Origin of the sequence: Comamonas flocculans (assembly GCF_007954405.1) — a bacterium.
GTDB classification, from domain to species: domain Bacteria; phylum Pseudomonadota; class Gammaproteobacteria; order Burkholderiales; family Burkholderiaceae_C; genus Comamonas_C; species Comamonas_C flocculans.
The window spans coordinates 1,180,847-1,206,867 of the sequence record NZ_CP042344.1; the positions used below are offsets into that span (position 1 = coordinate 1,180,847).

27 protein-coding genes are annotated in these 26,021 nt (G+C 68.9%); 7 read left to right on the forward strand and 20 right to left on the reverse strand.

Annotated elements, in window-relative coordinates:
- Position 1: 1 nt before the first annotated feature.
- From flgK to flgB, 11 genes are all read right to left on the reverse strand, one after another.
- Positions 2 to 1,978: a flagellar hook-associated protein FlgK gene (gene flgK / locus FOZ74_RS05810; protein WP_146912179.1), complete on the reverse strand. Its 1,977-nt coding sequence runs from the start codon at positions 1,976 to 1,978 to the stop codon at positions 2 to 4.
- A gap of 14 nt (positions 1,979 to 1,992) precedes the next feature.
- Positions 1,993 to 2,907, reverse strand: coding sequence for a flagellar assembly peptidoglycan hydrolase FlgJ (gene flgJ, locus FOZ74_RS05815; RefSeq protein ID WP_146912180.1), 915 nt, complete (start codon positions 2,905 to 2,907; stop codon positions 1,993 to 1,995).
- Positions 2,908 to 2,909: 2 nt separating this feature from the next.
- Positions 2,910 to 4,031: a flagellar basal body P-ring protein FlgI gene (locus FOZ74_RS05820; protein WP_146912181.1), complete on the reverse strand. Its 1,122-nt coding sequence runs from the start codon at positions 4,029 to 4,031 to the stop codon at positions 2,910 to 2,912.
- A gap of 214 nt (positions 4,032 to 4,245) precedes the next feature.
- On the reverse strand, positions 4,246 to 5,190 hold the full coding sequence (locus FOZ74_RS05825; RefSeq protein WP_146912182.1) for a hypothetical protein: 945 nt from the start codon (positions 5,188 to 5,190) through the stop codon (positions 4,246 to 4,248).
- An 18-nt stretch (positions 5,191 to 5,208) separates the two neighbouring features.
- Positions 5,209 to 5,925, reverse strand: a complete 717-nt coding sequence (locus FOZ74_RS05830) for a flagellar basal body L-ring protein FlgH (RefSeq protein WP_146912183.1) — start codon at positions 5,923 to 5,925, stop codon at positions 5,209 to 5,211.
- A gap of 5 nt (positions 5,926 to 5,930) precedes the next feature.
- Positions 5,931 to 6,713: a flagellar basal-body rod protein FlgG gene (flgG, locus tag FOZ74_RS05835; RefSeq protein WP_146912184.1), complete on the reverse strand. Its 783-nt coding sequence runs from the start codon at positions 6,711 to 6,713 to the stop codon at positions 5,931 to 5,933.
- Positions 6,714 to 6,725: 12 nt separating this feature from the next.
- Positions 6,726 to 7,466 carry a flagellar basal body rod protein FlgF gene (locus FOZ74_RS05840; RefSeq protein ID WP_146912185.1) on the reverse strand — a complete coding sequence of 247 codons (741 nt, stop codon included), beginning with the start codon at positions 7,464 to 7,466 and terminating at the stop codon, positions 6,726 to 6,728.
- A gap of 26 nt (positions 7,467 to 7,492) precedes the next feature.
- A complete protein-coding gene (gene flgE / locus FOZ74_RS05845) occupies positions 7,493 to 8,749 on the reverse strand; it encodes a flagellar hook protein FlgE (RefSeq protein ID WP_146912186.1) in 1,257 nt (418 codons plus the stop codon).
- Between the two features lie 38 nt (positions 8,750 to 8,787).
- Entirely contained in the window at positions 8,788 to 9,447 is a 660-nt protein-coding gene (locus FOZ74_RS05850) for a flagellar hook assembly protein FlgD (RefSeq protein WP_146912187.1), read from the reverse strand.
- Positions 9,448 to 9,449: 2 nt separating this feature from the next.
- Positions 9,450 to 9,854 (reverse strand): flagellar basal body rod protein FlgC, encoded by a 405-nt coding sequence (gene flgC / locus FOZ74_RS05855; protein ID WP_146912188.1) that lies wholly within the window; start codon positions 9,852 to 9,854, stop codon positions 9,450 to 9,452.
- Between the two features lie 24 nt (positions 9,855 to 9,878).
- Positions 9,879 to 10,295 (reverse strand): flagellar basal body rod protein FlgB, encoded by a 417-nt coding sequence (gene flgB / locus FOZ74_RS05860; RefSeq protein WP_146912189.1) that lies wholly within the window; start codon positions 10,293 to 10,295, stop codon positions 9,879 to 9,881.
- A 200-nt stretch (positions 10,296 to 10,495) separates the two neighbouring features.
- On the opposite strand from flgB, the gene flgA reads away from it, so the two are divergent.
- The 3 genes from flgA (at position 10,496) to FOZ74_RS05875 (ending at position 12,056) form a co-directional block, all read left to right on the forward strand.
- Positions 10,496 to 11,215, forward strand: coding sequence for a flagellar basal body P-ring formation chaperone FlgA (flgA, locus tag FOZ74_RS05865; RefSeq protein ID WP_146912190.1), 720 nt, complete (start codon positions 10,496 to 10,498; stop codon positions 11,213 to 11,215).
- Between the two features lie 102 nt (positions 11,216 to 11,317).
- Entirely contained in the window at positions 11,318 to 11,656 is a 339-nt protein-coding gene (gene flgM, locus FOZ74_RS05870; RefSeq protein WP_146912191.1) for a flagellar biosynthesis anti-sigma factor FlgM, read from the forward strand.
- Between the two features lie 49 nt (positions 11,657 to 11,705).
- On the forward strand, positions 11,706 to 12,056 hold the full coding sequence (locus FOZ74_RS05875) for a hypothetical protein (RefSeq protein WP_146912192.1): 351 nt from the start codon (positions 11,706 to 11,708) through the stop codon (positions 12,054 to 12,056).
- Positions 12,057 to 12,154: 98 nt separating this feature from the next.
- On the opposite strand, the gene FOZ74_RS05880 is transcribed toward FOZ74_RS05875, so the two are convergent.
- From FOZ74_RS05880 to motA, 9 genes are all read right to left on the reverse strand, one after another.
- A complete protein-coding gene (locus FOZ74_RS05880) occupies positions 12,155 to 12,880 on the reverse strand; it encodes an RNA polymerase sigma factor FliA (protein ID WP_146914096.1) in 726 nt (241 codons plus the stop codon).
- Between the two features lie 12 nt (positions 12,881 to 12,892).
- Complete coding sequence (locus FOZ74_RS05885) at positions 12,893 to 13,660, reverse strand: hypothetical protein (RefSeq protein WP_146912193.1); 768 nt, start codon at positions 13,658 to 13,660, stop codon at positions 12,893 to 12,895.
- On the reverse strand, positions 13,650 to 15,146 hold the full coding sequence (flhF, locus tag FOZ74_RS05890; RefSeq protein ID WP_146912194.1) for a flagellar biosynthesis GTPase FlhF: 1,497 nt from the start codon (positions 15,144 to 15,146) through the stop codon (positions 13,650 to 13,652). The genes FOZ74_RS05885 and flhF overlap by 11 nt, the downstream gene beginning before the upstream one ends.
- On the reverse strand, positions 15,143 to 17,233 hold the full coding sequence (flhA, locus tag FOZ74_RS05895; RefSeq protein ID WP_146912195.1) for a flagellar biosynthesis protein FlhA: 2,091 nt from the start codon (positions 17,231 to 17,233) through the stop codon (positions 15,143 to 15,145). Before flhA ends, flhF begins: the two co-directional genes overlap by 4 nt.
- Positions 17,234 to 17,239: 6 nt before the next feature.
- Complete coding sequence (locus FOZ74_RS05900) at positions 17,240 to 18,391, reverse strand: EscU/YscU/HrcU family type III secretion system export apparatus switch protein (RefSeq protein WP_146912196.1); 1,152 nt, start codon at positions 18,389 to 18,391, stop codon at positions 17,240 to 17,242.
- Between the two features lie 184 nt (positions 18,392 to 18,575).
- The gene (locus tag FOZ74_RS05905; RefSeq protein ID WP_146912197.1) at positions 18,576 to 19,211 is read right to left on the reverse strand and encodes a protein phosphatase CheZ; all 636 of its coding nucleotides are present in this window, start codon (positions 19,209 to 19,211) and stop codon (positions 18,576 to 18,578) included.
- A gap of 2 nt (positions 19,212 to 19,213) precedes the next feature.
- Positions 19,214 to 19,600, reverse strand: coding sequence for a chemotaxis response regulator CheY (cheY, locus tag FOZ74_RS05910; protein WP_146912198.1), 387 nt, complete (start codon positions 19,598 to 19,600; stop codon positions 19,214 to 19,216).
- Positions 19,601 to 19,668: 68 nt separating this feature from the next.
- Positions 19,669 to 20,631 (reverse strand): flagellar motor protein MotB, encoded by a 963-nt coding sequence (motB, locus tag FOZ74_RS05915; protein ID WP_146912199.1) that lies wholly within the window; start codon positions 20,629 to 20,631, stop codon positions 19,669 to 19,671.
- 18 nt (positions 20,632 to 20,649) lie between these two features.
- On the reverse strand, positions 20,650 to 21,516 hold the full coding sequence (gene motA / locus FOZ74_RS05920) for a flagellar motor stator protein MotA (RefSeq protein WP_146912200.1): 867 nt from the start codon (positions 21,514 to 21,516) through the stop codon (positions 20,650 to 20,652).
- A gap of 222 nt (positions 21,517 to 21,738) precedes the next feature.
- Between motA and rfbF the strand changes: the two genes are divergently transcribed.
- The 4 genes from rfbF to FOZ74_RS05940 are packed head-to-tail and all read left to right on the forward strand — an operon-like array spanning position 21,739 to position 26,020.
- Positions 21,739 to 22,509 carry a glucose-1-phosphate cytidylyltransferase gene (rfbF, locus tag FOZ74_RS05925; RefSeq protein WP_146912201.1) on the forward strand — a complete coding sequence of 257 codons (771 nt, stop codon included), beginning with the start codon at positions 21,739 to 21,741 and terminating at the stop codon, positions 22,507 to 22,509.
- Positions 22,500 to 23,579, forward strand: coding sequence for a CDP-glucose 4,6-dehydratase (gene rfbG, locus FOZ74_RS05930; protein ID WP_146912202.1), 1,080 nt, complete (start codon positions 22,500 to 22,502; stop codon positions 23,577 to 23,579). Before rfbF ends, rfbG begins: the two co-directional genes overlap by 10 nt.
- Positions 23,576 to 24,892: a lipopolysaccharide biosynthesis protein RfbH gene (rfbH, locus tag FOZ74_RS05935; RefSeq protein ID WP_146912203.1), complete on the forward strand. Its 1,317-nt coding sequence runs from the start codon at positions 23,576 to 23,578 to the stop codon at positions 24,890 to 24,892. The genes rfbG and rfbH overlap by 4 nt, the downstream gene beginning before the upstream one ends.
- A gap of 18 nt (positions 24,893 to 24,910) precedes the next feature.
- The gene (locus FOZ74_RS05940) at positions 24,911 to 26,020 is read left to right on the forward strand and encodes an N-acetylneuraminate synthase family protein (protein WP_146912204.1); all 1,110 of its coding nucleotides are present in this window, start codon (positions 24,911 to 24,913) and stop codon (positions 26,018 to 26,020) included.
- The last annotated feature ends 1 nt before the right edge of the window (position 26,021 follow it).

The following is a 26,021-nucleotide window of genomic DNA, read 5'->3' on the forward strand; positions in this document are numbered from 1 at the left end:
CTCAACGACCCATGGTCTGGATCAGGGTATCGAAAATGCTCTGCGCCACCTGCAGCACCTTGGCCGAGGCCTGGTAGGCCTGCTGGTACTGGATCAGCCTGGCGGCTTCTTCGTCCAGGTTCACGCCCGAGACGGCGCTGCGGTCGCCCTCCAGGTTGTCGGCGATGGCCGAGGACAGCGCGGCCGCGTACTGCGCGCTCTGCACGCGCGTGCCCACCTGGGCCATGGCGCCGGCCCAGCCGTCCTGCAGCGTGGCGTTGTCAAACATCTGCACGTCGCGCAGGTCCATCAGCGCCTGGGCGTTGCCCGCGTCGCGGGTGTAGATGTCGCCGTACTGCGGGTCGAGCGCGTTGCCCACGGTCACGGTGTCGCCGTCCTGGGGCGTGCCCTGCAGCGTGATGCGCCAGCCATTGAGGTCGATGGGCTGGCCCGAGACGTAGGGCCCCGTGGCCAGCAGGGTCGGCAGCGGCGTGCTTTGGTCGTAGGCGTCGTAGGTCAGTGGCGGGCCGGCGTGGAATTCCAGCAGCACGCCGCCGACGATCGGGGGGGTGGCGGCGGGATCGGCGTCGGCCGGCAGCACCAGGCCGGGCGGGTCGGGCTGGCCCGTGGCCTGCAGGCCCAGCAGCTGCAGCGTGCCGCCGTTGGACGTGCCCATGGCCGCGTTCACCGGATTGGCCGCCGCCAGGTCGCGCGGTGAATAGACCAGCGCCTGCACGTTGGAGGCCGAGCCCGAGAAGGGCTTGAACAGGATGCTCTCGCCCGCGTTGCCGCTGCCGGTGAGGTTGAAGCTCAGGCCGTCGATGGCCTGCAGCGCCGGATCTGCCAGGCTGGTGAACGCGGTGGTCTTGCCGTCCGACAGGCGCACCACCTGGCCGGCGTTGGGTCCGGTGAAGCGCACTTCATAGTCCGACGCCGCGAACTGCGTCGCGTCGGTGTAGCTCACGCTGCCCGCCGCGGTGGCGCTGCTGGTGTAGCCGATGGCGCTGGCAGGCAGCGCAAACAGGTCGCCGCCCTGGCTGCCGTCCAGCGTCAGGCCCAGCCGGTTCTGCGCATTCAGGGCCATGCCCATGGCCTGGGCCATGCGCCCGAGCAGGTTGCGCGCCTCGGCCAGGTCGTTGTTGGAAAAGCGCATCAACCCGGCCACCTCGCCGCCGCCGAGCATGTCGGGGTTCAGCTCGATGGGCGTGCCGCCGCTGCGCCCGAAGTACAGCGCCAGCTGGCCGCTGCCCGGATAGCTCGTGCTTTCACTGACGGAGAGTTGCGTGGCCGTCGTGCCCAGCACCAGCGGCTGGCTGCCGCCCACGAACAGGCCCATGGTGCCGTCGTCGGCCGGCACCTGGGTGGTCTGGATGTACTGGTTGAGCTCGCGGATGAGCTGGTCGCGCCGGTCCAGCAGGTCGTTGGGCGTCTGGCCGTTGCCGCGCGCCCGCGCGATCTGCTCGTTCACCCCGGCGATGTTGCTTGCCAGGCTGTTGATCTTGACGACGTCGTTGCGCAGCTGCTCGTTGACGGTGTACTGCAGGTCGTCGATCTGCTGCGCCGAGGCGCGCATGCGCGCCGCCGTCTCGTCCATGCGCGTGAGCGCCACCGTGCGCGCCGTCAGGTCGGTGGGCGAATGCACCACGTCCGACAGCGCGTTCATCATGTCGGTGATCGCCGCGCCCAGGCCGCTGGCGCCGCCGCTGAAGACGTCCTGCAGCTGGTTGAGCTTGTCCGAGCGCGCCTGGTCCGCCGCCTGCACCGAGCCCGCCATGGCCGCCTGGCGCGTGAGCAGCTCGTTGTAGTTGCGCAGGATGGTCTGCACTGCCACGCCCTGGCCGATGTAGCCGCTGCCGGTGTACTGGCCCTGCACGGTGACGAGCTGGGCGCTCTGGCGCGAATAGCCCGGCGTGTTGACGTTGGCGATGTTGTGGCCCGTGGTCTGCAGCGCCACCTGGTTGGTCAGCAGGGCGCGGGCGCCGACGTTGAGCAGGCTCATGGTTCAGCTCCGTTTCAGGCCTGGTCGGCGCCGGCCGGGCGCGCCAGCGCCATGGTGCTCTGGATGGCGCGGCTGAGCTTGCTGGCGTAGTTGGGGTCGGTGGCGTAGCCCGCGCGCTGCAGTTCGGTGGCCCAGCCCTGCACCGAATCGACCTTGGCCAGCGCCTTTTCGTAGCGCGGGTTCTGCGTGATCAGACGGGCATAGTCGCGAAACGACTCCTCGTACGAGTCGTAGGCGCGGAACCTGGCCACCAGCTTGCGCGGCTTGCCATCGATGTATTCGGTGGTGGTGACCTCGGCCACCTTGCCGCCCCAGCCACCCGTGGCCTTGATGCCGAAGAGGTTGTGCGAATTGCCCCCGTCCGCGGTGCGGATCGCGCTCCTGCCCCAGCCGGTCTCGTGCCCCGCCTGGCCGAGCATGAAGGCCGCCGGTATGCCGCTCTCGCGCGCCACGGCCTGCGCCGCCGCGCGGTGCTGCTGCACGAAGTCGTCGCGGCTCCTGGAGGGCGCAAAGCTCGGGGACGGCGGCGGCGCGGCGCCGGCAAAACCGAAGGTGCTCTTGGGCAGCACGCCCGAGCCGGCGGGCGCGCTGGCCGCGGCGCTGGCGCCGAGCTGGCGCGTGAGCTCGCGCTCGATCATCTGCGCCAGCCCCCCGGGCTGGCCGGCCATCTGCACCGACATCTGCTGGTCGAACAGGTCCGTGGCCAGGCTGCCTTCATTGCCGCTGTCGGGGTTGAGCTGGCGGGTCGATTCGCGCATGCTCTTGAGCAGCTCGCGCATGAAGAGCGATTCGAGCTGGCGCGCCGCCTGCGCCGCCGCCGCGCGCCGGGCCTGGGCGTCGCCCGTGCCGGCCTGCAGCTTGAGCGCGTCCAGACCGCGACCGTCGGCGGCCAGCCCTGGCGCGCCCATGCCGGTGGAAGCGATGCCCATCGCTAGATCACCTCCAGCTCCGCGTTCAGCGCGCCGGCGGCCTTGATGGCCTGCAGGATCGCGAGCAGATCCTGCGGCGTGGCGCCCAGCGCATTGAGCGAGCGCACCACGTCCGCGAGCTGCGGCGCGGCCGGCATCTGCTGCACCTGCCCGCCCTGCTGCTGGATGGTGATGGCGCTTTGCTGCGCCACCACGGTCTGCCCCTGCCCGAAGGCGTTGGGCTGGCTGATGACCGGGATGGAGCTGATGGTCACCGAAAGATTGCCGTGCGCGATGGCGCAGGGCCCGAGCGTGACCGCCTGGTTGAGCACCACCGAGCCGGTGCGCGCATTGATCACCACCTTGGCCGCGGGCGTGGAGTCGGGCAGCTGCAGCTCTTCCAGTTCGGCGATGAAGGCCACGCGCGCACCCGGCTGCGTCGGCGCACGCACCTGCACCGTGCGCCCATCGAGCGCCATGGCCGTGCCCGGGCCCGAGCGCGCATTGATGGCCAGCGCCACCTTGCGCGCCAGCTGGAAGTCCGAAGCGTTCAGCCCCAGGGTGATGGTGTCGCCCTCGTTGAGCGGCGTGGGCACGCTGCGCTCCACCTGCGCGCCCTCCGGGATGCGCCCGGCGGCAAGGTGGTTGATCTGCACCTTGGAGCCGCCCGCGGCCGCACCCGCACCGCTGACCACCACGTTGCCCTGGGCCAGGGCGTAGATCTGCCCGTCGGCGCCGCGCAGCGGCGTAGCGATCAGGGTGCCGCCCTTGAGCGACTTGGCGTTGCCGATGGAGGAGACCACCACGTCGATCGCCTGGCCCGGCTGGGCAAAGGCCGGCAGCTCGGCCGTGATGACGACGGTGGCCACGTTCTTGAGCTGCGGCGCGGTGGTGCCCGGCGGCAGCGAGATGCCCATCTGCTGCAGGTAGTTGGCCATGGCCTGCGCGGTGAACGGCATCTGCGTGGACTGGTCGCCCGTGCCGTCCAGCCCCACCACCAGGCCGTAGCCCGAGAGCTGGTTGCTGCGCACGCCCTGCACCGCGGCGATCTCCTTGATCCGCGCCGCCTGCGCCGGCGCCAGCCAGGCCAGCACGAGCATGGCCACGAGCCAGGGCAACAGGGAGCGCGCGGACAGGGGTTTCATGCGCCCATTGTGGGCACGGCGGCAAATTTCTAAAGCCCGAAAAGCGCACGCTCGGGCGGGCTGTTGCCGGCTTTGCCGCGTCCGGCGCTTCCACCGTGCGCCAGCCGCCGGCGCACAGAAGCGGCGCGCCGTCCAGGCCTATGCCGCCAACTATGTAATACATAGCTGTCAGCGCTTGCCCAGCAAGCGTTTGAGGCCAAAAATACCGTGATTTTCAGCGCTGCCTGCGCGCCGCAGCCGGCGCCGCATGGCGCAGGCAGTAGTACAGCCCGTTGGGCACGCTGGCGATGAAGTTGGGCCGCACGCGCGCGTCGCCGTCCTGGGCCAGGGCGGTGTCGTACAGGCCGGTCTGCACGTGGTAGACGCCGCCTGCGCGCAGTGCCAGGCCGCCGCCGTAGAAGCCCGCGGCCTCGGCGGCCTGCAGTTCCTGCGCCGTGGGCAGCACCGCGCCCTGCGAGCGGCAATAGCCCAGGGCCGCCTCGCGCGAGACCAGCCGATCGGCATGGCCGGGAGCCGAAGCCAGCCAGTGGCCCGCCTCGCCCGGGCGGCGGTGCGGCGCCAGGCGCGCGCCCTCGAAGTGGTCGAACACGTCCTGCGCCAGCGTGCGCGCCAGCAGTTGCACCGGCACGGTGGCGGAAAAACTCTGCGCCGCGCCGCTGGCGAGCCGCACCAGCGTCAGCGTGGCCTGCACCAGCGTGCCGTCCAGGCGGGTGTAGGTGATGTAGCCGGCCATCTGGATCTGCGCCAGGCGCTCCTGCAGCGCGTCCAGCACCAGCGGGCGCTGCAGCTGCTGGGGCGTGATGCCGGAAAAGTCGAAGCGCAGCCGCGGCTCGGTGATGCCGTGGCGCCGCGCCAGGGCGTCGAGCTCGGCGATCAGCTGCACGTTCAGGCTGCGCCCGAGCTCCGCCAGGGCGCTCTGCTGCGCATGCGTCTGCAGCGCGTCCATCGCCTGCAGCGCGGCCAGCAGCTTTTCCGGCTCGGCCTTGCCGGCGTGCAGGTCGGCGATCGCCTGGCGGTCCTGCGCGTATTCCGCGAGGTCGGCCGCGCGGATCAGCGGGATGTTGGGCCAGACCACCACGGGCCGCTGCCCCTGCGCGCCGGCGCCCAGCGCCGTGGCGCCGAGTACCAGCGCCAGCAGCCAGCCACGCCACCTGCCCATGCCGCGCATCGCCCGCCCTCAGAAAGGAGTGATCGAATTGAAGGCGCGCGCCAGCCACCCCATGGCCTGGGCCTCGGCCTGCTCGCCCAGGCCGCGCGAGACCACGCGCACGTTGGCCACGTACTGCGAGTCGATGACGTTGCCGGTGTGCCCGCCCGCGCCGCGGCGCAGGTGGCGCGGGTCGATGGTGCCGGAGAAGCGCAGCACGTCCACGCTGCGGTTCACGCCCACCTGCTTCTCGCCGGCGATCACCAGGTTGCCGTTGGGCAGCACCTCGGTGACCATGGCGGTGACGCTGCTCTTGAACTGGTTGTTGCTGCTGGTGTTGCCCTTGCCGTTGAAGTCGCTCTCGTAGCCCGCGCCTATGCTGGCCTTGCCCAGGATGCTGGCGGGCACCAGCGGCAGCGCGGTGATGCCGCCGCTGTTGGAGCCGTTGCGCGCCACCTCGGACTGGCTGTTCTGCTTGGCGTCTATGGTTTCGTTGATTTCTATGGTGACCAGGTCGCCGACGAAGCGCGCGCGCTGGTCTTCCATCGCCGGGCGGTAGGTGGCGGCGTTGAACAGGCTGCCGGTGGCCGGCCCGCTGACCGGCGCCGGCGGCGCCAGGCGCGGCGGCTCGGTGGGCAGCACGTCGATCGGCGGCGCGGGGTTGACGCTGGCGCAGCCGGCGGCCAGCAGCGCCGCCATGGCGGCGGGGAGGAACAGGGCAAGCACGCGCATGGGGGCCTCCGTCATCGCGCTCACAGTTGCGACAGGCGCGCCAGCATCTGATCGCTGGTCTGCACCGCCTTGGAGTTGAGGTCGTAGGCGCGCTGGGTCTGGATCATGCTGATCAGCTCCTCGACCACGTTGACGTTGGAGTTCTCCACGAAGCCCTGCTTGAGGATGCCCAGGCCATTGGTGCCGGGCTGCCCCTGCTGCGGCGCGCCCGAGGCGGCGGACTCGCGAAACAGGTTCTGCCCCACGGGCTCGAGCCCCGCGGGGTTGATGAAGCTGGACATGGTCAACTGCCCGATCTGCTGCGGCTGCGGGTTGCCCGCCACGGTGACCGAGACGCTGCCGTCCTGCGCGATGCTGATGTTCTTGGTGTCGGGCGGCACCATCAGGCCCGGCGCCACCGGCAGGCCGTTGGAGGTGACCACGCGGCCCTGCGAATCGAGCTTGAAGGAGCCGTCGCGCGTGTAGGCGGTGGTGCCGTCGGGCATGGTGATTTCCAGAAAACCCTTGCCGTCGATCGCCACGTCCAGGTTGTTTTCGCTCTGCTGCAGGCTGCCCTGGGTGAACTTGCGGCTGGTGGCCACCACGTTCACGCCCAGGCCCAGGTGCAGGCCGGTGGGCAGCTGGTTCTGCTCGTCGGCCTGCGCGCCCACCTGGCGCAGGTTCTGGTAGACGAGGTCTTCGAACACCGCGTTGTTGCGCTTGAAGCCGGTGGTCGAGACGTTGGCCAGGTTGTGCGAGATCACATCCAGGTTGGTCTGCTGCGCCGTCATGCCGGTCTTGGCGATCCACAGCGAATTCATCATGGCAAAAACTCCTTAGGCAGTGAGGCTGAGCAGGCGCCCGGCACTCTTGTCGTCGCTCTCGGCGGTCTGCAGCAGCTTGACCTGCTGCTCGAACTGGCGCGCCGCGGCGATCATCCCGACCATGCACTCCACCGCGTTGACGTTGGAGCCTTCCAGCATGCCGGCGCGCAGCTGGGCGTTGGGGTCCTGCGCCAGCGGCTCGCCGCCGGCGGTGCGAAACAGGCCGTCGTCGCCGCGCTGCAGCGGCGTATCCGCGGTTTCGCTGGCCAGCTTCAGGCGGGCGATCGCCTGCGCCGGCTGGCCCGGCAGTTGCGCGGTGAGCGTGCCGTCGCCGCCCAGCACCAGCTCGGCGCCCTGGGGCACGTCGATGGGCGCGCCGCCGTCGGAGAGCACGGCCAGGCCGTTGCCCGTCACCAGCTGCCCCTGGGCGGTGAGCTGGAAGTCGCCCGCGCGGGTATAGGCCTCGGTGCCGTCCAGCCCCTGCACCGCGAACCAGGCATTGCCCACGGCCATGGCGTCCAGCGGGCGGCCGGTGGTCTGCGCCGGACCCGCCGCGCTGCGGTGGCCCGAGGTGGCCTCCAGCGCGAACACGCGCGTCTTGGCGCCCTCGCCCTGCATGGGCACGGCGCGAAAGTTCGCCATCTCGGCGCGAAACCCGGTGGTCGAGGCATTGGCCAGGTTGTGCGCCAGCACCGCCTGGCGCTGCATCGAGGCATTGGCCCCGGTCATCGAGGTGTAGATGATGCGGTCCATGGCGCGCCCTCCTCAGCCCTGTTGCATCAACGCAGGTTGACCAGCGTGGACATGATCTGGTCCTGCGTCTTGATGGTCTGCGCGTTGGCCTGGTAGGCGCGCTGCGCGGTCATCATGTTCACCAGCTCGGCCGTCAGGTCGACGTTGGAGTCCTCCAGCGCACCCGAGCGCAGCGAGCCGAAGGCGCCGTCGGTGGGCGCGCCCATGGTGGGCTGGCCCGAGGCGTAGGTCTCCACCCAGAGGTTGTTGCCGATGTCGGCCAGGCCCTGGGTGTTGCGAAAGCTGGCCAGCGCGATCTGCCCCTCGGCGCGCGTCACGCCGTTGGAGTAGCTGGTCATGATGGTGCCATCGTTGCCGATGTTGATGCCAGTGAGCTGGCCGGCGGTGTAGCCGTCCTGGGTCGATTCGGAGACCGACCACTTGGTGCCGAACTGGGTCGAGCCGCTCAGATCCACCGAGACGGTGAACGACGTCGGCGGGTTGTTCGGGTTGGCGCTGGCCGGGTCCACGCTGAGCGACAGCGGCGAGCCGCTGGTGATCTTGCCGGTGCCGTCGAACACGAGCTGGCCCACGGGCGTGGCCACCACCGGCGGCGTGGCGCCCGGGTCGTCCAGCTCGGTGTACACGTCCCAGGTGTTGGAGCCGTTCTTCTCGAAATACAGGCTCACCGTGGTGGCCACGCCCTGGCTGTCGTAGACGTTGATCGAGGTGCCGTAGGTCGAGCGCGGCGTCGGGTCTATCGGCGGTGTGGCGGTGGGATCGCCAGCCGCGTCGGTGGCGCGCGCGTCCAGGTTGAAGCTGATCCTGGCGTTCTCGGTCTGCTTGGCCGGGATCGGCGCGCCCGTGGGAAAGACCAGCGGCTCGGGCGTGCTGGAGCTGCGCAGGCCGGTGTCCGGGTCCACCGGGTAGCCCAGCACCTTGCCGGCGTTGTTGGTCACCACGTAGCCCTGGTTGTCCAGCTTGAAATTGCCGGCGCGCGTGTAGGCGTAGCTGCCGTCGGGCTGCTGGATCTTGAAGAAGCCGTCGCCGTTGATCGCCAGGTCCATGTTGTTGCCGGTGACGGTGATGTTGCCCTGCGTGAACTGCTGGGCGATGGCGTCCACCTGCACGCCGATGCCGGCGTTGCCGGTGCTGGCCGTGCCTATGGCCGTGGCCACCATCTCGGCGAACTCGGCGCGCGAGGCCTTGAAGCCCACGGTGCTGGAGTTGGCGATGTTGTGGCCGATCACGTCCAGGTTCTTGCTGGAGGCGTTCAGGCCCGAGAGGCCTTGCTGGAAACCCATGGTGTGCTCCTTGTCGGTGAATGGATGCGGCCCGGCCCTCAGAGCACGGCGCTGATGTTGGCGTAATTGACCACGCTGCCGTCGTCCAGCGTCAGCGTGAGCGCGCCGGCCTGCGCGCCGGTGCCGGTGACCCTGGCCTGCGTCAACGCCGTGCTGGCCACGGCATCGCCCGCGTTGGTGGCAGCGACGCGAAACGTCAGGGCGCCCGGGTCGCCGTCGTAGCCGCTGGCGTCCCAGCTGAAGCTGTGCCGGCCCTGCTCCAGCGCCCCCATGTCCACGGCGGCGACCACCGCGCCCCCGGGCGTGAGCACCTCCACCTTGACCGACGCGGCCGCGCCCGCCAGGTCGAAGGCGCCGGTGGCCGCGCCGTCCTCGCCCTGGGCCAGCCGGTCGCCCGGCACCAGCACCGAGCGGCCGATCATCTGCGTGCCCTGCAGCGTCTGCATGACCGAAAACTGCTCGGCCAGGGTCTGCATGGACAGGTTCAGCTCCTGGATGCCCGTCACCGTGTTGATCTGCGCCATCTGCGTGGTCATCTGGGCGTTGTCCATGGGGTTCATGGGGTCCTGGTTGGTCAGCTGCGCGACCAGCAGCTTCAGGAAGGTGTCCTGCATCGCGGCCGGGCCGGTCGTGCTGCGGCTGGCGGTGGTGCTGGCACCCGCATCCAGCGCGCTGGTATCGATGGCGGTGATGGTCATCTCTATTGCCCCATCTGCAAGGTCTTGAGCAGCAGCCCCTTGGCCGTGTTCATCACCTCGACGTTGTTCTGGTAGGCGCGCGAGGCGGAGATCATGTTGACCATCTCCTCGACCGCGTTGACGTTGGAATGCGTGACGTAGCCCTCGGCGTCCGCCAGCGGGTTGGCCGGGTCGAGCACGCGCCGCCCCGGGGTGTCGCTTTCCTGGATGGCGGACACGCGCACGCCCGCGCCGCCCTCCTCGCCCATGGGCGTGGTCTGGAACACCACCTGGCGCGCCTTGTAGCTTTGCCCGTCGGGGCCGGCCACCGCATCCACGTTGGCCAGGTTGCTGGCCACCACGTTCAGGCGCTGGGCCTGCGCGCCGATGGCGCTGGCCGAGATGTTGAAGATGGAGAACATCGACATGGCAGCTCCTCGAAGCCTCTTGGCTTACTGGCCGGTGATCGCGCTTTGCAGCGTGCGCGACTGGTAGTTGATGAAACGCAGCGTCGCCTCGTAGCGCACCGCGTTGTCCATGAAGGCGGCGCGCTCGCGGTCCATGTTCACGCTGTTGTCGTCCAGCGCCGGCTCGGTCTGCAGCGCGTAGCCGGGTTTGCCGGCCTGGTCGCCCGAGCCGCCCGGGCGCAGGGGAATGTGGCCGCTGCTGCGCACGCCCCGGGCCGCGGGGGCGCGCTCGTCGGGCACGGCGCCGGCCTGCTTGAGCGCTTCGGAAAACCGGAAGTCGCGCGCCTTGTAGCCCGGTGTGTCGGCGTTGGCGATGTTGCTGGCGATCACGCGCTGACGCTCGGAACGCAGCAGCAGCGCATTGCCGTGCAGGTTCAGGGTGGAAGTCAGTTTGTCGAGCATGGCGTGCCTCTCGGGGATGGCGCCAAGGCAGGCTGTCTGGCGTGCGTCGATTATGAAAACCGCACCGCTTTTCTAAAGCGCGATAAGGACAGCGCGCCGGCCGCTGTTTCACGCATTGCGCGGCAGCACCCGGCCCTAAAGTCACAGGCGTCCCAAAGCCTCTGCGCCCCGGCGCAAGCAAGCCCCGAGGAGCTGCCGCCATGTCATTGATTCGCCTCTTGCAAGCGCTGGCCGCCGCCCTGGCCGCGGTGCTGATCGGCCCCGCGCAGGCGCAGCAGGCCAGCTCCGCCCAGGACCTGGTCACGCTGACCCAGCAATGGGTGGACCAGGCGCTGGCGCAACTGCCCGCCGAATCGTCCACGCTGCGCATGGAGGTGACGGTGGGCCAGCTCGATGCGCGCCTGCGCCTCACGCCCTGCGCGCGGGTCGAGCCCTACCTGCCGCCGGGCGCGCGCCTGTGGGGCCGCACCCGCCTGGGGCTGCGCTGCCTGGAAGGCGAAACCCGCTGGAACGTCTTTCTGCCGCTGACGGTGCAGGCCTACGGCCCGGCCTGGGTGCTGACCGGCAACGTCGCCACCGGCCATGCGCTCACCGAAGCCGACGCGGTGCAGGCCGAGGTGGACTGGGCGGCCGAGCCCGCCGCCGTGGTGGCGAGCCGCGAGGCCTGGCTGGGCCAGGTGGCCGCGCGCCAGCTCGTGGCCGGCCAGACGCTGCGCCAGCACATGGTGCGCGCGCCCCACCTGTTCAAGGCGGGCAACCCGGTGCAGGTGCGGGTGCAGGGCCCGGGCTATGCCGTCACCTCGTCGGGCCAGGCGATGATGGCCGGCTCGGCCGGGCAAAATGTGCGCATCCGCATGACCAATGGCAAGATGATTACCGGCATCGTGAATGCCGACGGAACAATTGAAGCCGCTTTATGATGCGAAACCCGTTTTTTTGCGGCGCACGCTCAAGCTTGCGCCCCAACTGCCGTTAATCTGCCTAGAGGCCCCGCACCTGGTTCGGGGCCGGCGGAGAGTGACATGAAAATCGACAACCACGCAGACCCCGCCCAGGCCTTGGCGCGTGCCGCGGCCAACAAGCAGCAGGCCAAGCCGGCCGCCGCCGCACCGGCAGGCGAGGCCGCGCCGCGCTCGGCCTCGCGCGCAGCGGCGGCGGGCGTGCCGGTCACGCTGTCGCACAACGTGCGCGGCGCCGCCGTGGGCCGCGCCAACGCCGACTTCAACGCCGAGAAGGTGGATGCGATCAAGACCGCCATCAGCAACGGCAGCTACCGCGTCAACGCCGAGGCCGTGGCCGACAAGATGCTGGAAAACGCCTACGAAACCCTCTCGCGCGCGCAGCAGCAACGCAGCCACTGATGCCCGCCCGCACCGGGGTCCGCACCCCGCGCACACCCACCCCTTAGGCATGGTCCCCGCCCCTGCCCTGGACACCCTCGAAGCCGCGCTGGCCGAGTTGCAGGCCGCGCTGGCGGACCCCGCTTCACCCCCGCACATGCTGGAGCAGCGCGCCCACGCGCTGCGCCAGGCCATGACCGCCTGCGCCGACGCGCTGGACGGCACACCCGCCGCCTGGCCACCGGACGCCGCGCGGCGCCTGCATGCGGTCGGCGCGCGCCTGGCAAGCACGCGCGAGCAGCTGGCCCGCGTGCTGGCGATCACCGCGCAGCAGGCCGCCTCGCTGCTGCCGCACACGCAGGAGCTCACCTACGGGCCAGGCGCCAGCGGCAAGGCGCAGGCCTGGCGCTCACTCTCCTGAAAATTTGAACCAGATACAGCCCAAACGCTTGCTGGGCAAGCGCTGAAAGCTAGTATTATAATAGCACATCCGCCGCTGCAGGGCGGGTGCGGCGGCGCTCAATGCCCGCGCATCTTGGTGCGCAGGCGCGCAATCGCCTGGCTGTGCAACTGGCATACGCGCGACTCGGTCACGCCCAGCACCGCGGCGATTTCCTTGAGGTTCATGTCCTCTTCGTAGTACATGCCCATGATGAACTGCTCGCGCTCGGGCAGTTGCCCGATGGCGGCCACCAGCGCGCTGCGTATGCCCTGGTCGCGCAGCAGCGCCACCGGGTCCGCGCCCTCGTCGGCCACGTTGCGCTCGAGGAAACCCTCGCCCGCGCCGTCCTCGTCGCCGCCGTGGCCCATGTCCTCCAGGTAGACGAGCTGCGCGCCGCGCACCCGGCCCAGCAGCGACTGGTAGTCGGCCAGCTCCATGCCGAGCTCCCCGGCGATCTCGGACTCCAGCGGCGTGCGCCCCAGGCGCTGCTCGGCGCGCTGCACCGCGCGTTCGATGTCCTTCTGGCTCTTGCGCGAGCTGCGGCTCATCCAGTCGTTGTCGCGCAGCTCGTCGAGCATGGCGCCGCGGATGCGCTGACTGGCGAAGGTCTCGAACTGCACGCCCTGGGTCACCTCGTAGCGGGTGAGCGCATCGCTCAGGCCGATCAGGCCGACCTGGATCAGGTCGTCCACCTCCACGTTCGGGGGCAGCTTGGCGATCATGTGGTGCGCAATGCGCTGCACCAGCCCGACGTGCTGGCGAAACAGCGCATCACGGTCGAGCTGGCCCTTGGCGGTATACATCATGCAAAGTCGCTACACGGAAAGGCCATGGTAGCGCGTTATCACGGCGCTGCCACCCTGGGCGACGGCGCGGCGCGGGGCCTGCGGCGCGAGGGTACAGGCCTGCTCCATCAGGCGCAGCGCCAGCGCACCCAGCGCCTGCGCGTCCGCGCCGTTGACCAGCACCGCGCGCGGGCTGGCGCCCAGCCAGCGCGCGCAGCCTTCGCGCAGCGCCTGCAGGCTGCGCTGGGCCCGCTCTGCCTGCGCGGGTGCCGCCATCACCGTGGCCAGGCTGGCGTCCAGGCCGGGCAAGGCGGCCATCTGCTTGAGCAGCGCATAGCTGCGCAGCACCGCCGCGTCGCCCGGCACGTTCAGCACCAGGGCCGTTGCACCGCGCGCGCCCAGCAGCGCCGCCACGTCCGCCGGCGGGGCATGGAGCAGTACCGCGGCAAAGGGGCGCAGCAGGGGTTCGAGCAGCGCCAGCGCATCACCGCCGGGCTGCCGCCGCAGCGCCTGCAGGCCGTGCGCGGCTGCGGCCACCACGGGCTGGCCCGCGGGGTCGGGGCGGACTCCGGCGCCGGCATGCAGCCACTGCAGCAGGCCGGGTTCGGCGCCATGCTCGGTCGAGGTGGCATCCAGCACCAGCGTGGCATGGCCGAGCTGCTGCAGGCGCAGGGCGAGCTGCCACAGCACCTCCAGCTCCAGCGTCGCCTCGGGGTGGCTGAGCACGGGGATCAGGCGCACGCCGGGCGCACGCGCGAAGCCGAGCAGACCGGCCGCCTGGTGCGTCTCAGGCCACATCCGCGAGCTCCGCCTCTTCGGCCAGGCCGGACGGGGCCTGGGTGAAGAAGTAGTTGAGCTCGATCTCGCGCGGATCGAAGGCCGACTTGACCGAACTGCGCATGGATGCGGCCACGAGCTGGCGCGCATCGGCTGCCTCCCAGTCCTCGGGCACGCGCTGGCCGCAGGTGACGCCACGCAGCACCATCTGGTGACGCACCAGCGCGTCGATCGCCGGGCCGAGCTTCACCGCCTCGTCGGTCTTGGAGAGGATGGCCTGCTGCGTGCCGCTGCTCTTGAAGCCGGTGAGCACGTCATCGAAGGTGTCGCCGTGGCTGCAGGCGTTGAGCACCAGCAGGCGGTTGACATCGGGCAGGTCCAGCACCTGCAGCATCTCCTGCAGGCGCGGGTCGCGCGGCGCGGCGCCGGTGGTGTCGATCAGCACCATCTTCTTGGAAGAGAGCAGGCCGAGCAGATCCTGCAGCGCCGCGCGGTCGTGCGCCAGGTGGGCGACGACGCCGAGCATGCGCCCGTACTGGCGCAGCTGCTCGTGCGCGCCCACGCGGTAGGTGTCCAGCGTGATCAGGCCCACGCTGCCCGGCCCATGGGTGCGCGCGCACATGGCGGCAAGCTTGGCGGCGGTGGTGGTCTTGCCCACGCCGGTGGCGCCCACCAGAGCGTGGATGCCGCCTTCCTCGTGCAGCGGCAGGGCCAGCGCATCGGTCCTGAGGTTGCGCTCGAGCACCTGCATCAGCCATTGCAGCGCCTTGGCCGCGGGCAGGCTCTCGGGCAGGTGTTCGAGCATCGCGCGCGCCAGCGCGGGCGAATAGCCCGAGCGGATCAGCTTGAGCATCAGGCTGGACTGCACCGGGTTCTGGCGCGCCTGACCCAGCCAGGCCAGGGTGTTGAAGCGCTCTTCGATCAGCTCCTTCATCGCCTGCAGCTCATGCATCACGTTCTGCTGGCCGGCGCCGGCCGCCAGCGTGGGGGCGGTGGCCGCGCCGCTGCGCCGCTGGGCCGCACCGGTGTGCGCCCGCGCGGGCGGCGGCTCGGCAGCAGCGGGGCGGCGCGTGCCGGCGCTGGCGGCCGGGCTTTCCTGCACTTGCGCGGCAGCGCCTGCGCCGTCGGCGCCGTGCAAGGCCTCATGGCGGCGGCGCAGCATGCGCTCGCGCACGTAGTCCTGGAAGGACAGCGTGCTCATCGCCAGCTTTTCGGTGTCCTTGGCGACCGAGCTGCGCGCAAAGCCCTCGCCGCCCTGCAGGCTGCGCACGGGGCTGGCGGCAAGGTCGGCCGCGCGCTCGTGCAGGCGCGGGCGTGCCGCCGGCGCGGCCGGCTGCAGCTGCGCGCGCGGCTGGGCTTCGGGCAGCGAGTCTTCGGCCGTGGCCACCACCTCCACGCCGCCGTCGACCGGGCGGTTGGAGAGGATGAGCGTGCCGTCGCCGAAGGTCATGCGTGCCTTGGCCAAGGCCTCGCGTGCAGTGGGAGCGTGAAAGCGCTGGATGTTCATGGCGTTGCACCTTTCAGGACGGGACCGATGCGGATGGAATGGGTTTCAGGGATTTCACTGTGCGAGAGCACCTGCAGGCGCGGCGCCAGGCGGCGCACCAGGCGGGCGATGCTGCTGCGGATGGCGTCGGGCACCAGCAGGCAGGCGGGTATGCCCAGCTCTTCCTGCCGGGTGGCCACCTCGGCCGCCTTGTGCGTGAGCAGGTCGGCCACGCCGGGGTCCAGCGCCGGGCCGTTGCTGCCGGTGAGGGCCTGCACCAGCAGGCGCTCCAGGTCGGGCTCGATGGCGATCACGTTGAGCTCGCTGGTCGGCCCGTAGATCTGCTGCACGATGGCCGGCGCCAGGGCGATGCGCACCTGCCGGACCAGCTCTGCCGGGTCTTGCGTGGTGCCGGCGAACTCGGCCAGGGTTTCAATGATGGTGCGGATGTCGCGGATGTGCACCGCCTCTTCCAGCAGGAGCTGCAGCACTTTCTGGAACGTCGTGATCGAGACCATCTTGGGCACCACTTCTTCAATCAGCTTGGGTGCAAGGCGCATCACGTGTTCCACGAGCTGCTGCGTCTCGGTACGGCTCAGGAGCCGCGCCGCCTGCACCTGCATCAAGTGTGACAAATGGGTGGCCATGACGGTTTCCGAATCAACCACGGTAAAGCCCGCCATTTGCGCTGCTTCCTTCTGCGCCGCGTCGATCCAGTGCGCGGGCAGGCCGAAGGCCGGGTCGGTCGTGGGCGTGCCGATCAGCGGCGTGGAGATGCCGCCCGGGTTGATCGCGAGGAACATGCCGGGGAAGGCCTCGCCCTCGCCCACCACCACGCCGCGCAGCAGGATGCGATAGCTGCTGGGCTTGAGCTCCAGGTTGTCGCGCACGTGCACTGCGGGCGGCAGGAAGCCCACCTCCTGCGCGAACTTGCGCCGCACGCCCTTGATGCGCGTGAGCAGGTCGCCCTGGCGCGCCTTGTCCACCAGCGCGATCAGGCGGTAGCCCAGCTCCAGGCCGAGCAGGTCCACGGGCTGCAGGTCGTCCCAGCTCGCCTCGCCGTCGCTCACCGGCGCCGGCGCGGCCTCTTCCTGCGGCGCGGGCTTGCGCTGCGCCTGCAGCAGCATCCAGGCGATCCAGCCCAGGGCCGAGCCCATGATGAGGAACACCGTGTGCGGCATCCCGGGTATCACGCCCAGCAGCACCAGGATGGCGGCGGCCATGCCCAGCACGCGCGGCGACATGAAGACCTGCTGCACGATCTGGCGGCCCACGTCCACGTCGCGCGCGCCCACGCGCGACACCACCATGGCCGCGGCCACCGAGATCAACAGGCCCGGAATCTGCGCCACCAGCGCGTCGCCCACGGCCAGCAGGATGTAGCTGTTGGCCGCCTGGCTGGCCGACAGGTCGTGCGAGAGCATGCCGATGGCAAAGCCGCCGATGATGTTGATGATCAGGATCAGGATGCCGGCGATCGCGTCGCCGCGCACGAACTTGCTCGCGCCGTCCATGGCGCCGAAGAAGTTGGCCTCGTCCTGGATCTCCAGGCGCCGCTGCTTGGCCGCGGACTCGTCGATCAGACCGCTGTTGAGGTCCGCGTCCACCGCCATCTGCTTGCCCGGCATGGCGTCCAGCGTGAAGCGCGCCGAGACCTCGGCGATGCGCTCGGCACCCTTGGTGACGACGATGAAGTTGATGACCACGAGGATGGCGAAGACGATCAGGCCGACGGCGAAGTTGCCGCCGATCAGGAAGTGGCCGAAGGCCTCGATCACCGCGCCGGCCGCGCCCGGCCCGGTGTGGCCCTCGAGCAGCACCACGCGGGTGGAGGCCACGTTCAGTGCCAGGCGCATCAAGGTGGTGAGCAGCAGCACCGCGGGGAAGGCCGCGAAGTCCAGCGGCTTGATCATGTAGGCGGCCACCATCATCACCATCAGCGCCACCGCGATGTTGAAGGTGAAGAAGGTGTCGAGCAGCCAGGGCGGGAAGGGCAGCACCATCAGCGCCAGGATGGCCACGACCAATACCGGAATGGACAGGCCCTGCAGCAGCGAGCGGTTGTCGCTGGCCCAGGCCCGGGCGGTCTGGATGGAAGGCGTCGTCATCGTGTTTTACCTGTGTTGCGCCTGGGGTGAATGGGGGTCGAGCTGCGGCGGAATGTGCGCATCGGGAACCGGCGGGGCATCGGGCATGCGGCCTTCGCCGCGCATCGCGGCCTTGAGGCGATAGACGTAGGCCAGCACCTGCGCGACGGCGGTGTACAGCTGCGCCGGGATGGGTTGGTCCAGATCGGCATGGGCATAGAGCGCGCGCGCCAGCATGGGCGAACGCAGCACCGGAATGTCGTGCGTGCCGGCCAGGTCGCGGATGCGAAAGGCCACCAGGTCGGTGCCCTTGGAGATGACCTGCGGCGCGCCCATGGTGGCTTCGTCGTAGCGCAGCGCCACCGCGTAGTGCGTGGGGTTCATCACCACGAAGTCGGCGCGCGGCACGGCGCTGACACTGGCGCGCTCGGCCACCCCGCGCTGCTTCTGGCGGATGCGCTGGCGTATCAGCGGGTTGCCGTCCGAGTCCTTGTGCTCCTGCTTGACCTCTTCATGGCTCATCTTCAGGCGCGAGCGGTGCAGGTACTGCTGCAGCGGCACGTCCACCACCGCGAACAGCAGCACGACGAGCAGCAGCAGCGCCACGCCCGTGCCCACCCACTGCCCGGCATCGCGCAGCGACGGGGCCGCGGGCTGCAGCACCAGCTGGGCCATCTTCTCGGCGCTGGTGGACATGTACTTCCAGGCCACGTAGATCAGCGCCGTCGCCAGCAGCAGCATCTTGCCCAGGTTGGACAGCTTCTGCTTGGACACCAGGTTCTTCACGCCCTGCAGCGGGTCGAGCCGGCTGAACTGCGGCTGCAGCGCCTTCAGGCTCCAGATCCAGCCGCCCGAGCCCAGGCTCGCCGCCACCGCCGCCAGCGCCGCCAGCAGCGCCAGCACCAGGCTGATCGCCAGGCCCACGAGCAGCATGGCCTGCAGCCGGGTGAACATGTCCGCCGGCGCGCGCAGGGCGACGGCGTCGAAGCTGAGCTGGCGCCCCATCTCGCGCGTGAGCACGTCCAGCAGCGTCGGGAAGAAGGACCACAGCATCAGGCCGAGCACGCCCAGCACCGCCAGGTGCGACAGCTCCTGCGAACGCGGCGCCTGCCCATCCTCACGCGCCTTCTGCAGCTTGCGCTCGGTTGCGGGGAGTTGTTTGTCCTGACTTGAATCCATCTCGGCCTGCCCGTGGGGTCAGGCCATTGTCGGAAGATGGGGCGAAGGCTAAAGCCCGAACAGCGGGGCTGCTCGGCCCTTGTTCAGCCCAGCCTGCACAAGGCCGGCTTCTTCAAAATCATAGCTGTCAACACTTGTCCAGCAAGCGTTTGCGGCCGATTTGATGGATGAAACTGCAGCCCGCTCAAAAACCCAGGCTGGCCAGCAGATCGTCCACCTGGGACTGGTCGGTGACCACCTCGCCGGGGTTCTTCTCGGGTTCGACCACCGGGCCCTGCAGGCGCGGCGGCTCGGCGGGCGCCGCCTGGACCATGGTGCCCGGCGGCGCGGTCTGGATCACCAGCTGCACCAGCTGCTCTTCGATGGTCGCGGCCAGGTTCACCACGCGCGCGATCACCTGGCCGGTCAGGTCGTGAAAGTCCTGCGCCATCATGATTTCGGTCAGGTGGCCGTCGAGCTCCTCGCCCGCCTGGCGCAGGTCGACGAGGAAGTTGTAGATCTGCCCGCGCGCCACGGCCGCCACCGGGTCGGCCACCAGCGCGTCGAAGGTGCGCTCACCCTCGTCGGCCACGCGGTCGCGGATGGCCTTGGCCATCTCCACGCGGCCCAGCACCTTTTCCGCCGCCTGGCCGGTCAGGCGCGAGATGTAGGACAGGCGGCTTTGCGCATCCGGCAGCTCGCTCATGGTGCTGCGCAACTGGTTGGCGTAGCCGAGCTCGGAGAGCGCGGTGTGCAGCTGGCGCGTGAGCTGGCCGATGCGCGTGTGCACGTCCTCGGCGTCAAGGGCCGCAGGCGTGGCGGCAAGATCCTCGCTCGCCATGCCTACAGGCCCAGTTTCTTGAGGATGAGCGTGACCTTTTCTTCGAGCGTGGCCTTGGTAAAGGGCTTGACGATGTAGCCCGCGGCCCCGCCCTGGGCGGCGGCGACAATGTCTTCCTTGCGCGCCTCGGCCGTCACCATCAGCACCGGCAGGTGCTTGAGCGCGTCGTCCTTCTTGATCTCCGCCAGCAACTGAAAGCCGTTCATGTTGGGCATGTTGATGTCGGAGACGACGAAGTCGAACTTGCTGTTGCGCAGCTTCTGCAGGGCAACCACGCCGTCTTCCGCCTCATCGGCTTCGGTGAACCCGCTCTCCTTGAGCAGGTTGCGCACGATGCGGCGCATCGTCGAAAAATCGTCAACTATCAGGAAACGAAGGGCTGAGGACACTAGGGACCCTTTCGGTCGAACACATGTAATGGATTATTGCGGCCACCGTCGCTGCCCGCCATCGGCGCTTACCCGGCAGCCCCAGGTGCCGCATTGTCCGGGTTTTTCTCCGCAGGGCCGCCAGGCAGGTCCAGCGCCGGCAGATCATGGCCCATCAGGCGCTCCTCGGCCTCGCGCGTGAGCACCGTGATGGTGATGCGCCGGTTCACCGCGGCGCGCGGCTCCTGCGGCTGCAGCGGGTCGCTGGCGGCCAGGCCCACCACGCGGATCAGCTTGTCGTCGGGCATGCCCCCGGCCACCAGCTCGCGCCGCGAGGCGTTGGCGCGGTCGGCGGAAAGCTCCCAGTTGCTGTAGCCGCGCTCGCCGTTGCCGTAGGGCGTGGCGTCGGTATGGCCGGCGATGCTGATGCGGTTCTCCACCCCGCCCAGCGCACCGCCGATGGCGCGCAGGATGCTGCGCATGTAGTTCTTGACCAGCGCGCTGCCGCTGTCGAACATGGGGCGGTTCTGCTCGTCCACGATCTGCACCTGCAGACCGTCGGGCGTGACATCGATGCGGATCTGCGAGCGGTATTCGTTGAGCGCCATGTCCTGGGTGATCACCGATTCGAGCTTGCCCTGCAGCTCCTTGATGCGCTGGGCGTCGATGCGCGCGCGCTCGGCGCGCTGGGCCTCGATGCTCTGGGGCCGGGCCTGCTGGCTGGTGCGGCCCTTGTCGGCGTCGCTGTCCTGGCTGCGCTTCATCTGGCCATAGACGCGCGCCAGGTCGGTGCCGCCGCCCTGGATCACGCTGGAGCTGTTGCCCGCGCCGTCGCCGCCCTGCATCGCCACCTTCATCGGCGAGGCGAAGTATTCGGCAATCCCCTGCAGGTCGCCCTTGCTGGTGGAGCCCAGCAGCCACATCAGCAGGAAGAAGGCCATCATCGCGGTCACGAAGTCGGCATAGGCGATCTTCCAGGCACCGCCGTGCGCGCCGTGGTCCGCCTTCTTCACGCGCTTGATGATGATGGGCTGCAGCTTGTTGTCCGCCATGGCGCACTCCCGCGGGCCTCAGGCCTGCTTCTTGCCCTTCACGTGCGATTCCAGTTCGATGAAGCTCGGGCGCACGTCGGAGAACAGCACCTTGCGCCCGAACTCGATGGCCGTCGCCGGGTTGTAGCCCTGCATGCTGGCCAGCAGCGTGGACTTGATGCACACCAGCTCCTTGCTCGCGTCCTCGTTGCGCTGCTCCAGCAGGCCGGCCAGGGGCTCGGCCACCGCATAGGCCAGGAAGATGCCCAGGAAGGTGCCCACCAGCGCCGAGGCGATCATGGCGCCGAGCACCGCCGGCGGCTGGCCGACGTTGCCCATGGTGTTGACCACCCCGAGCACCGCCGCCACGATGCCGAAGGCCGGCAACGCGCCCGCCAGACGAGTCAGCGCCGCCACCGGGCCGTGCGCCTCCTGGTGGTGGGTTTCGATTTCGCTGTCCATCAGCGCCTCGATCTCGTGCGCGTTCAGGTTGCCCGAGACCATCATGCGCAGGTAGTCGGTGGTGAATTCGAGCACGTGGTGGTCGCTGCCGACGGTGGGGAATTTCTTGAACAGCTCGGATTTCTCCGGCTCTTCGACGTCGGCCTCGATGGCCATCAGGCCTTCCTTGCGCGCCTTCTGCAAGATCTCGTAGAGCATGGCCAGCAGCTCCATGTAGCGCGCCTTGGTGTACTGGCTGCCCTTGAACAGCTTGGGCAGCGCCGTCAGCGTGCCCTTGAGCACCTTGGGCTGGTTGTTGACCACGAAGGCCCCCACCGCCGCGCCGCCGATCGTGGCCATCTCGAACGGCAAGGCCTCCATGAGCACATGGATGTTTCCGCCATGCGCCACGAACACGCCGAAGACGCTTCCGAAGACGACGGCATAGCCGATGATGATGAACATGAGCGTTGACTTGGTTGAGCGCGCAAACCCCGCAAAGGCGCACCGATCCTAGCAAGGGTATCGGCAGCCGTTCCCCTCACTTGAACTGTAAAGCACGGCCATTTGGCGCTATTGCAGGGTCCAGGCCCCGCAAGTACATGCGGCGCGATCGCGCAAGATACCCGGGTTTTCGCCCATCCCAGCGGCTTTTGCCCGCGCCGTGCACTGGGTATGCTGCCCGCCATGAAAGCCGTCCTCCTTGCCGGCGGGCTTGGAACCCGCATCGCCGAAGAGTCGCACCTGCGCCCCAAGCCCATGATCGAGATCGGCGGGCGGCCCATCCTGTGGCACATCATGAAGATTTATTCCGCCCACGGCGTGAACGACTTCATCGTCTGCCTGGGCTACAAGGGCTATGTCATCAAGGAGTACTTCGCCAACTACTTCCTGCACATGTCCGACGTCACCTTCGACATGGCGGAAAACCGCATGCAGGTGCACCACCGCCACGCCGAGCCCTGGCGCGTGACGCTGGTGGACACCGGCGAAAACACCCAGACCGGCGGACGGCTGCGCCGCGTGCGCGAATACCTCAACCCCGGCGAAACCTTCTGCTTCACCTACGGCGACGGCGTGGCCGACCTGGACATGGCGGCGCAATTCGCCTTTCACCGCGCGCACGGGCGGCTGGCCACCATCACCGCCGTGCAGCCGCCGGGGCGCTTCGGCACGCTGGCGTACGAGGGCGGCGCGGTCACCGGTTTTGAAGAAAAGCCGGCCGGCGACGGCGGCTGGATCAACGGCGGCTTCTTCGTGCTGCAACCCGAGGTCATCGAACTCATCGATGGCGACGCAAGCCCGTGGGAATCCATGCCGATGAAGACCTTGGCGAGTCAGGACCAGTTGCGCGCCTTCGAGCACCATGGCTTCTGGCAGCCCATGGACACGCTGCGCGAGAAGAACCTGCTTGAGGAACTCTGGGCCAGCGGCCAGGCGCCCTGGAAATGCTGGTGAGCGCCACCCCTGCCCCGTCGCCGGCCTTTTGGCGGGGCAAGCGCGTGCTGCTCACCGGCCACAGCGGCTTCAAGGGCGCGTGGCTGGCGCTGTGGCTGACAGAGCTCGGCGCCGAGGTCACGGGCCTGTCGCTCGCACCGGTCGGCATACCCAATTTGTTCACCCTGGCCAGGGTCGCGGACGACTTGCAGGCCAGCCATTGCGCCGATATCCGCGACGCGCAGGCCGTGGCCTCCATCGTGCAGCAAACGCGCCCGCAGATCGTGCTGCACCTGGCTGCGCAGGCTCTGGTACGCAAGAGCTATGCCGAGCCTCTGGCCACCTGGGCCACCAATGTGCAGGGCACGGCCCATGTGCTCGATGCGCTGCGCGGCCGGGCGGATGCGCGCGTGGCCGTGGTCGTCACCACCGACAAGGTCTACCGCAACCGCGAATGGCCTTGGCCCTACCGCGAGGACGATGCGCTCGGCGGCCACGACCCCTACAGCGCCAGCAAGGCTGCCGCCGAGATCGTTGCCGCCAGCTACCGCAGCGCCTTCCTGGCTGCGCAAGGCCTTGCGCTGGCCACCGCGCGCGCGGGCAACGTGATCGGCGGCGGCGACTGGGCCGAGGATCGGCTCATCCCCGACGCCGTGCGCGCCTGGACCGCGGGGCAGGAGCTGGTCATTCGCAACCCGCAGGCCACCCGCCCCTGGCAGCACGTACTCGAACCGCTGGCCGCCTATCTGAGACTGGCCGAGCGCCTCTGGGCGCAGCCCGAGCTGGCGGGGGCCTACAACTTCGGACCGCTGCCGCACGAGGCGGCGACGGTTGAATTTGTATTGAAATTGGCCTCCAGCGCTTACCCATCAAGCGCAATCAGCTATCAAAAAAGCATTTCTCAGCCGCATGAGGCCTGCTGGTTGACACTGGAAACCGCCCAGGCCCGCGCCGCCTTGGGCGTGGCGCCGCGCTGGGGGCTGGGCGAGGCCGTGGCGCGCACCATGGCCTGGTACCGCGCCCAGGCCGCGGGGCAGGACGCCCGCACGCTGTGCCTGGCCGACCTGCGTGCCTTCGAGGAAACCCCATGACCCCGCAAGAAATTCGCGCCGACATTGCCCGGCTGGTCGAGCAATACGTCGCCGCCAGCCTGCGCCCGCAGGCCTTCGAGCCCGGCAGCACGCCGGTGCCGCCCTCGGGCAAGCTGCTGGGTGCAGAAGAGCTGAAATACATGGTCGAGGCCAGCCTGGACGGCTGGCTGACCACCGGCCGCTTCAACGCCGCCTTCGAGCTCAAGCTGGCGGCCTTTTTGGGCGTGCGCCATGCCATCACCGTCAATTCGGGCTCCTCGGCCAACCTGGTCGCGTTCAGCACGCTGACCAGCCCGCGACTGGGCAGCCGCGCCATCCGCCCGGGCGACGAGGTCATCGGCGTGGCTGCGGGCTTTCCCACCACGGTCAACCCCATCCTGCAATTTGGCGCCGTGCCGGTGTTCGTCGACATCGAGCTGGGCACCTACAACATCGATGCCAGCCGGATCGAGGCGGCCATTGGCCCGAAAACCCGCGCCATCATGCTGGCCCACACCCTGGGCAACCCTTTCAATTTGGACGCCATCACCGCACTGTGCAAGCAGCACGGCCTGTGGCTGATCGAGGACTGCTGCGACGCGCTCGGCTCCACCTGGCAGGGGCGCAAGGTAGGCAGCTTCGGCGACATCGGCACGCTGAGCTTCTACCCCGCGCACCACATCACCATGGGCGAGGGCGGCGCGGTTTTCACCAACAACGATGAACTCAAATTGATCGCCGAGAGCTTTCGCGACTGGGGGCGCGACTGTTACTGCGCGCCCGGCAAGGACAACACCTGCTGCAAGCGCTTTGCCCAGCAGTTCGGCACCCTGCCCATGGGCTACGACCACAAATACACCTACAGCCACCTGGGCTACAACCTGAAGATCACCGACATGCAGGCCGCCTGCGGCCTGGCACAGCTGGAAAAGGCCGACCAGTTCATCGCCCGGCGCAAGGCCCACTTTGCTTATTTGCACGAGCGGCTGCGCGACTGCGAGGAATTCCTCATCCTGCCCCAGGCGACACCGGGCAGCGAGCCATCGTGGTTCGGCTTTCCCATCACCCTGCGCGACAACGCCCCTGTTTCGCGTCTGGACCTGCTCACCTACCTGGACCAGAACAAGGTGGGAACCCGCCTGCTTTTCGCAGGAAACCTCACGCGCCAGCCGTATATGCTGGGCCGCGACTACCGCGTGAGCGGCACGCTGGAGCACACCGACAAGGTGATGAACGACACCTTCTGGATCGGCGTGCAGCCGGCGCTGACGCGGGAGATGCTGGAATTTGCCGCCAAAAGCATCAGAGCCTATCTGGGCGTCGACTTTGAATAACCGAATCGGAGGGAGGCCATGCGATCCATCAGCCAACGCGACAGGGACTTGTTCGAAAACCTGTTTGTCCTGGAGCTGGCCAACAACCACTGGGGCCGGATTGAGCGCGGCCTGAAGATCGTGCGTGACCATGCCGCCGTGGTGCGCCACAACAACGTCAAGGCCGCCATCAAGCTCCAGTTTCGTGACGTCGATGAATTCATCCACCCCGATTTCAAGGGCAACGAGGAGCTGCGCTACGTCAAGAAGACCGAGGACACCCGGCTCTCGCGCGCCGACTTCACGCGCATGGTCGACGAGATCAGGAACCTCAGCTGCATCCCCATGGCGACGCCGTTCGACGAGGCCTCGGTCGATCTATGCGTCGAATTCGACATGCCCATCGTCAAGATCGCCAGCTCGGACATGAACGACTGGCCGCTGATCGAGAAAATCGCCTCCACCCGCCGCCCCACCATCATCTCCACCGGCGGCGCGTCGGAGAAAGACCTGGACGACATCGTGCGCTTCTTCGAGCGGCGTGACATCCCGCTGGCCATCAACCACTGCGTCTCGCTCTACCCGAGCGAAGACGGCGAGCTGCACCTGGACCAGATCGATTACCTCAAGAGCCGTTATCCGAGCCACATCATCGGCCTGTCCACGCACGAGTACCACGACTGGCATTCGTCGATGCTGATCTCCTACGGCAAGGGCGCGCGCACCTGGGAGCGCCACATCGACATCCAGTACGAGGACGTGCCCGTCTCCAGCTACTGCTCGCTGCCCGAGCAGTGCGACGTCTGGTTCAAGGCCTTTCACAAGGCCAAGGAAATGTGCGGCGGCGTGGCCCACACCCGGCGCGTGATCTCGCGCAAGGAAACCGAATACCTCAACGCCCTGGTGCGCGGCGTGTATGCGCGCCGCCCGCTGGAGCCGGGCTACGTCTTCGACAAGGACAACTTCGAGAAGGATTTCTACCTCGCCATCCCGCTGCACAAGGGCCAGCTGTCCTGCCGCGAGGTGATGAACGGCGAGCGGCTGCTCCAGCCCATCGCGGCCGACGAGCGCCTGACCATCGGGCACATCGACGGTCCCTACAGCCAGAACGCGGGCCTCAAGAGCCTGATCCTGAACCGGGGCCTGTGAG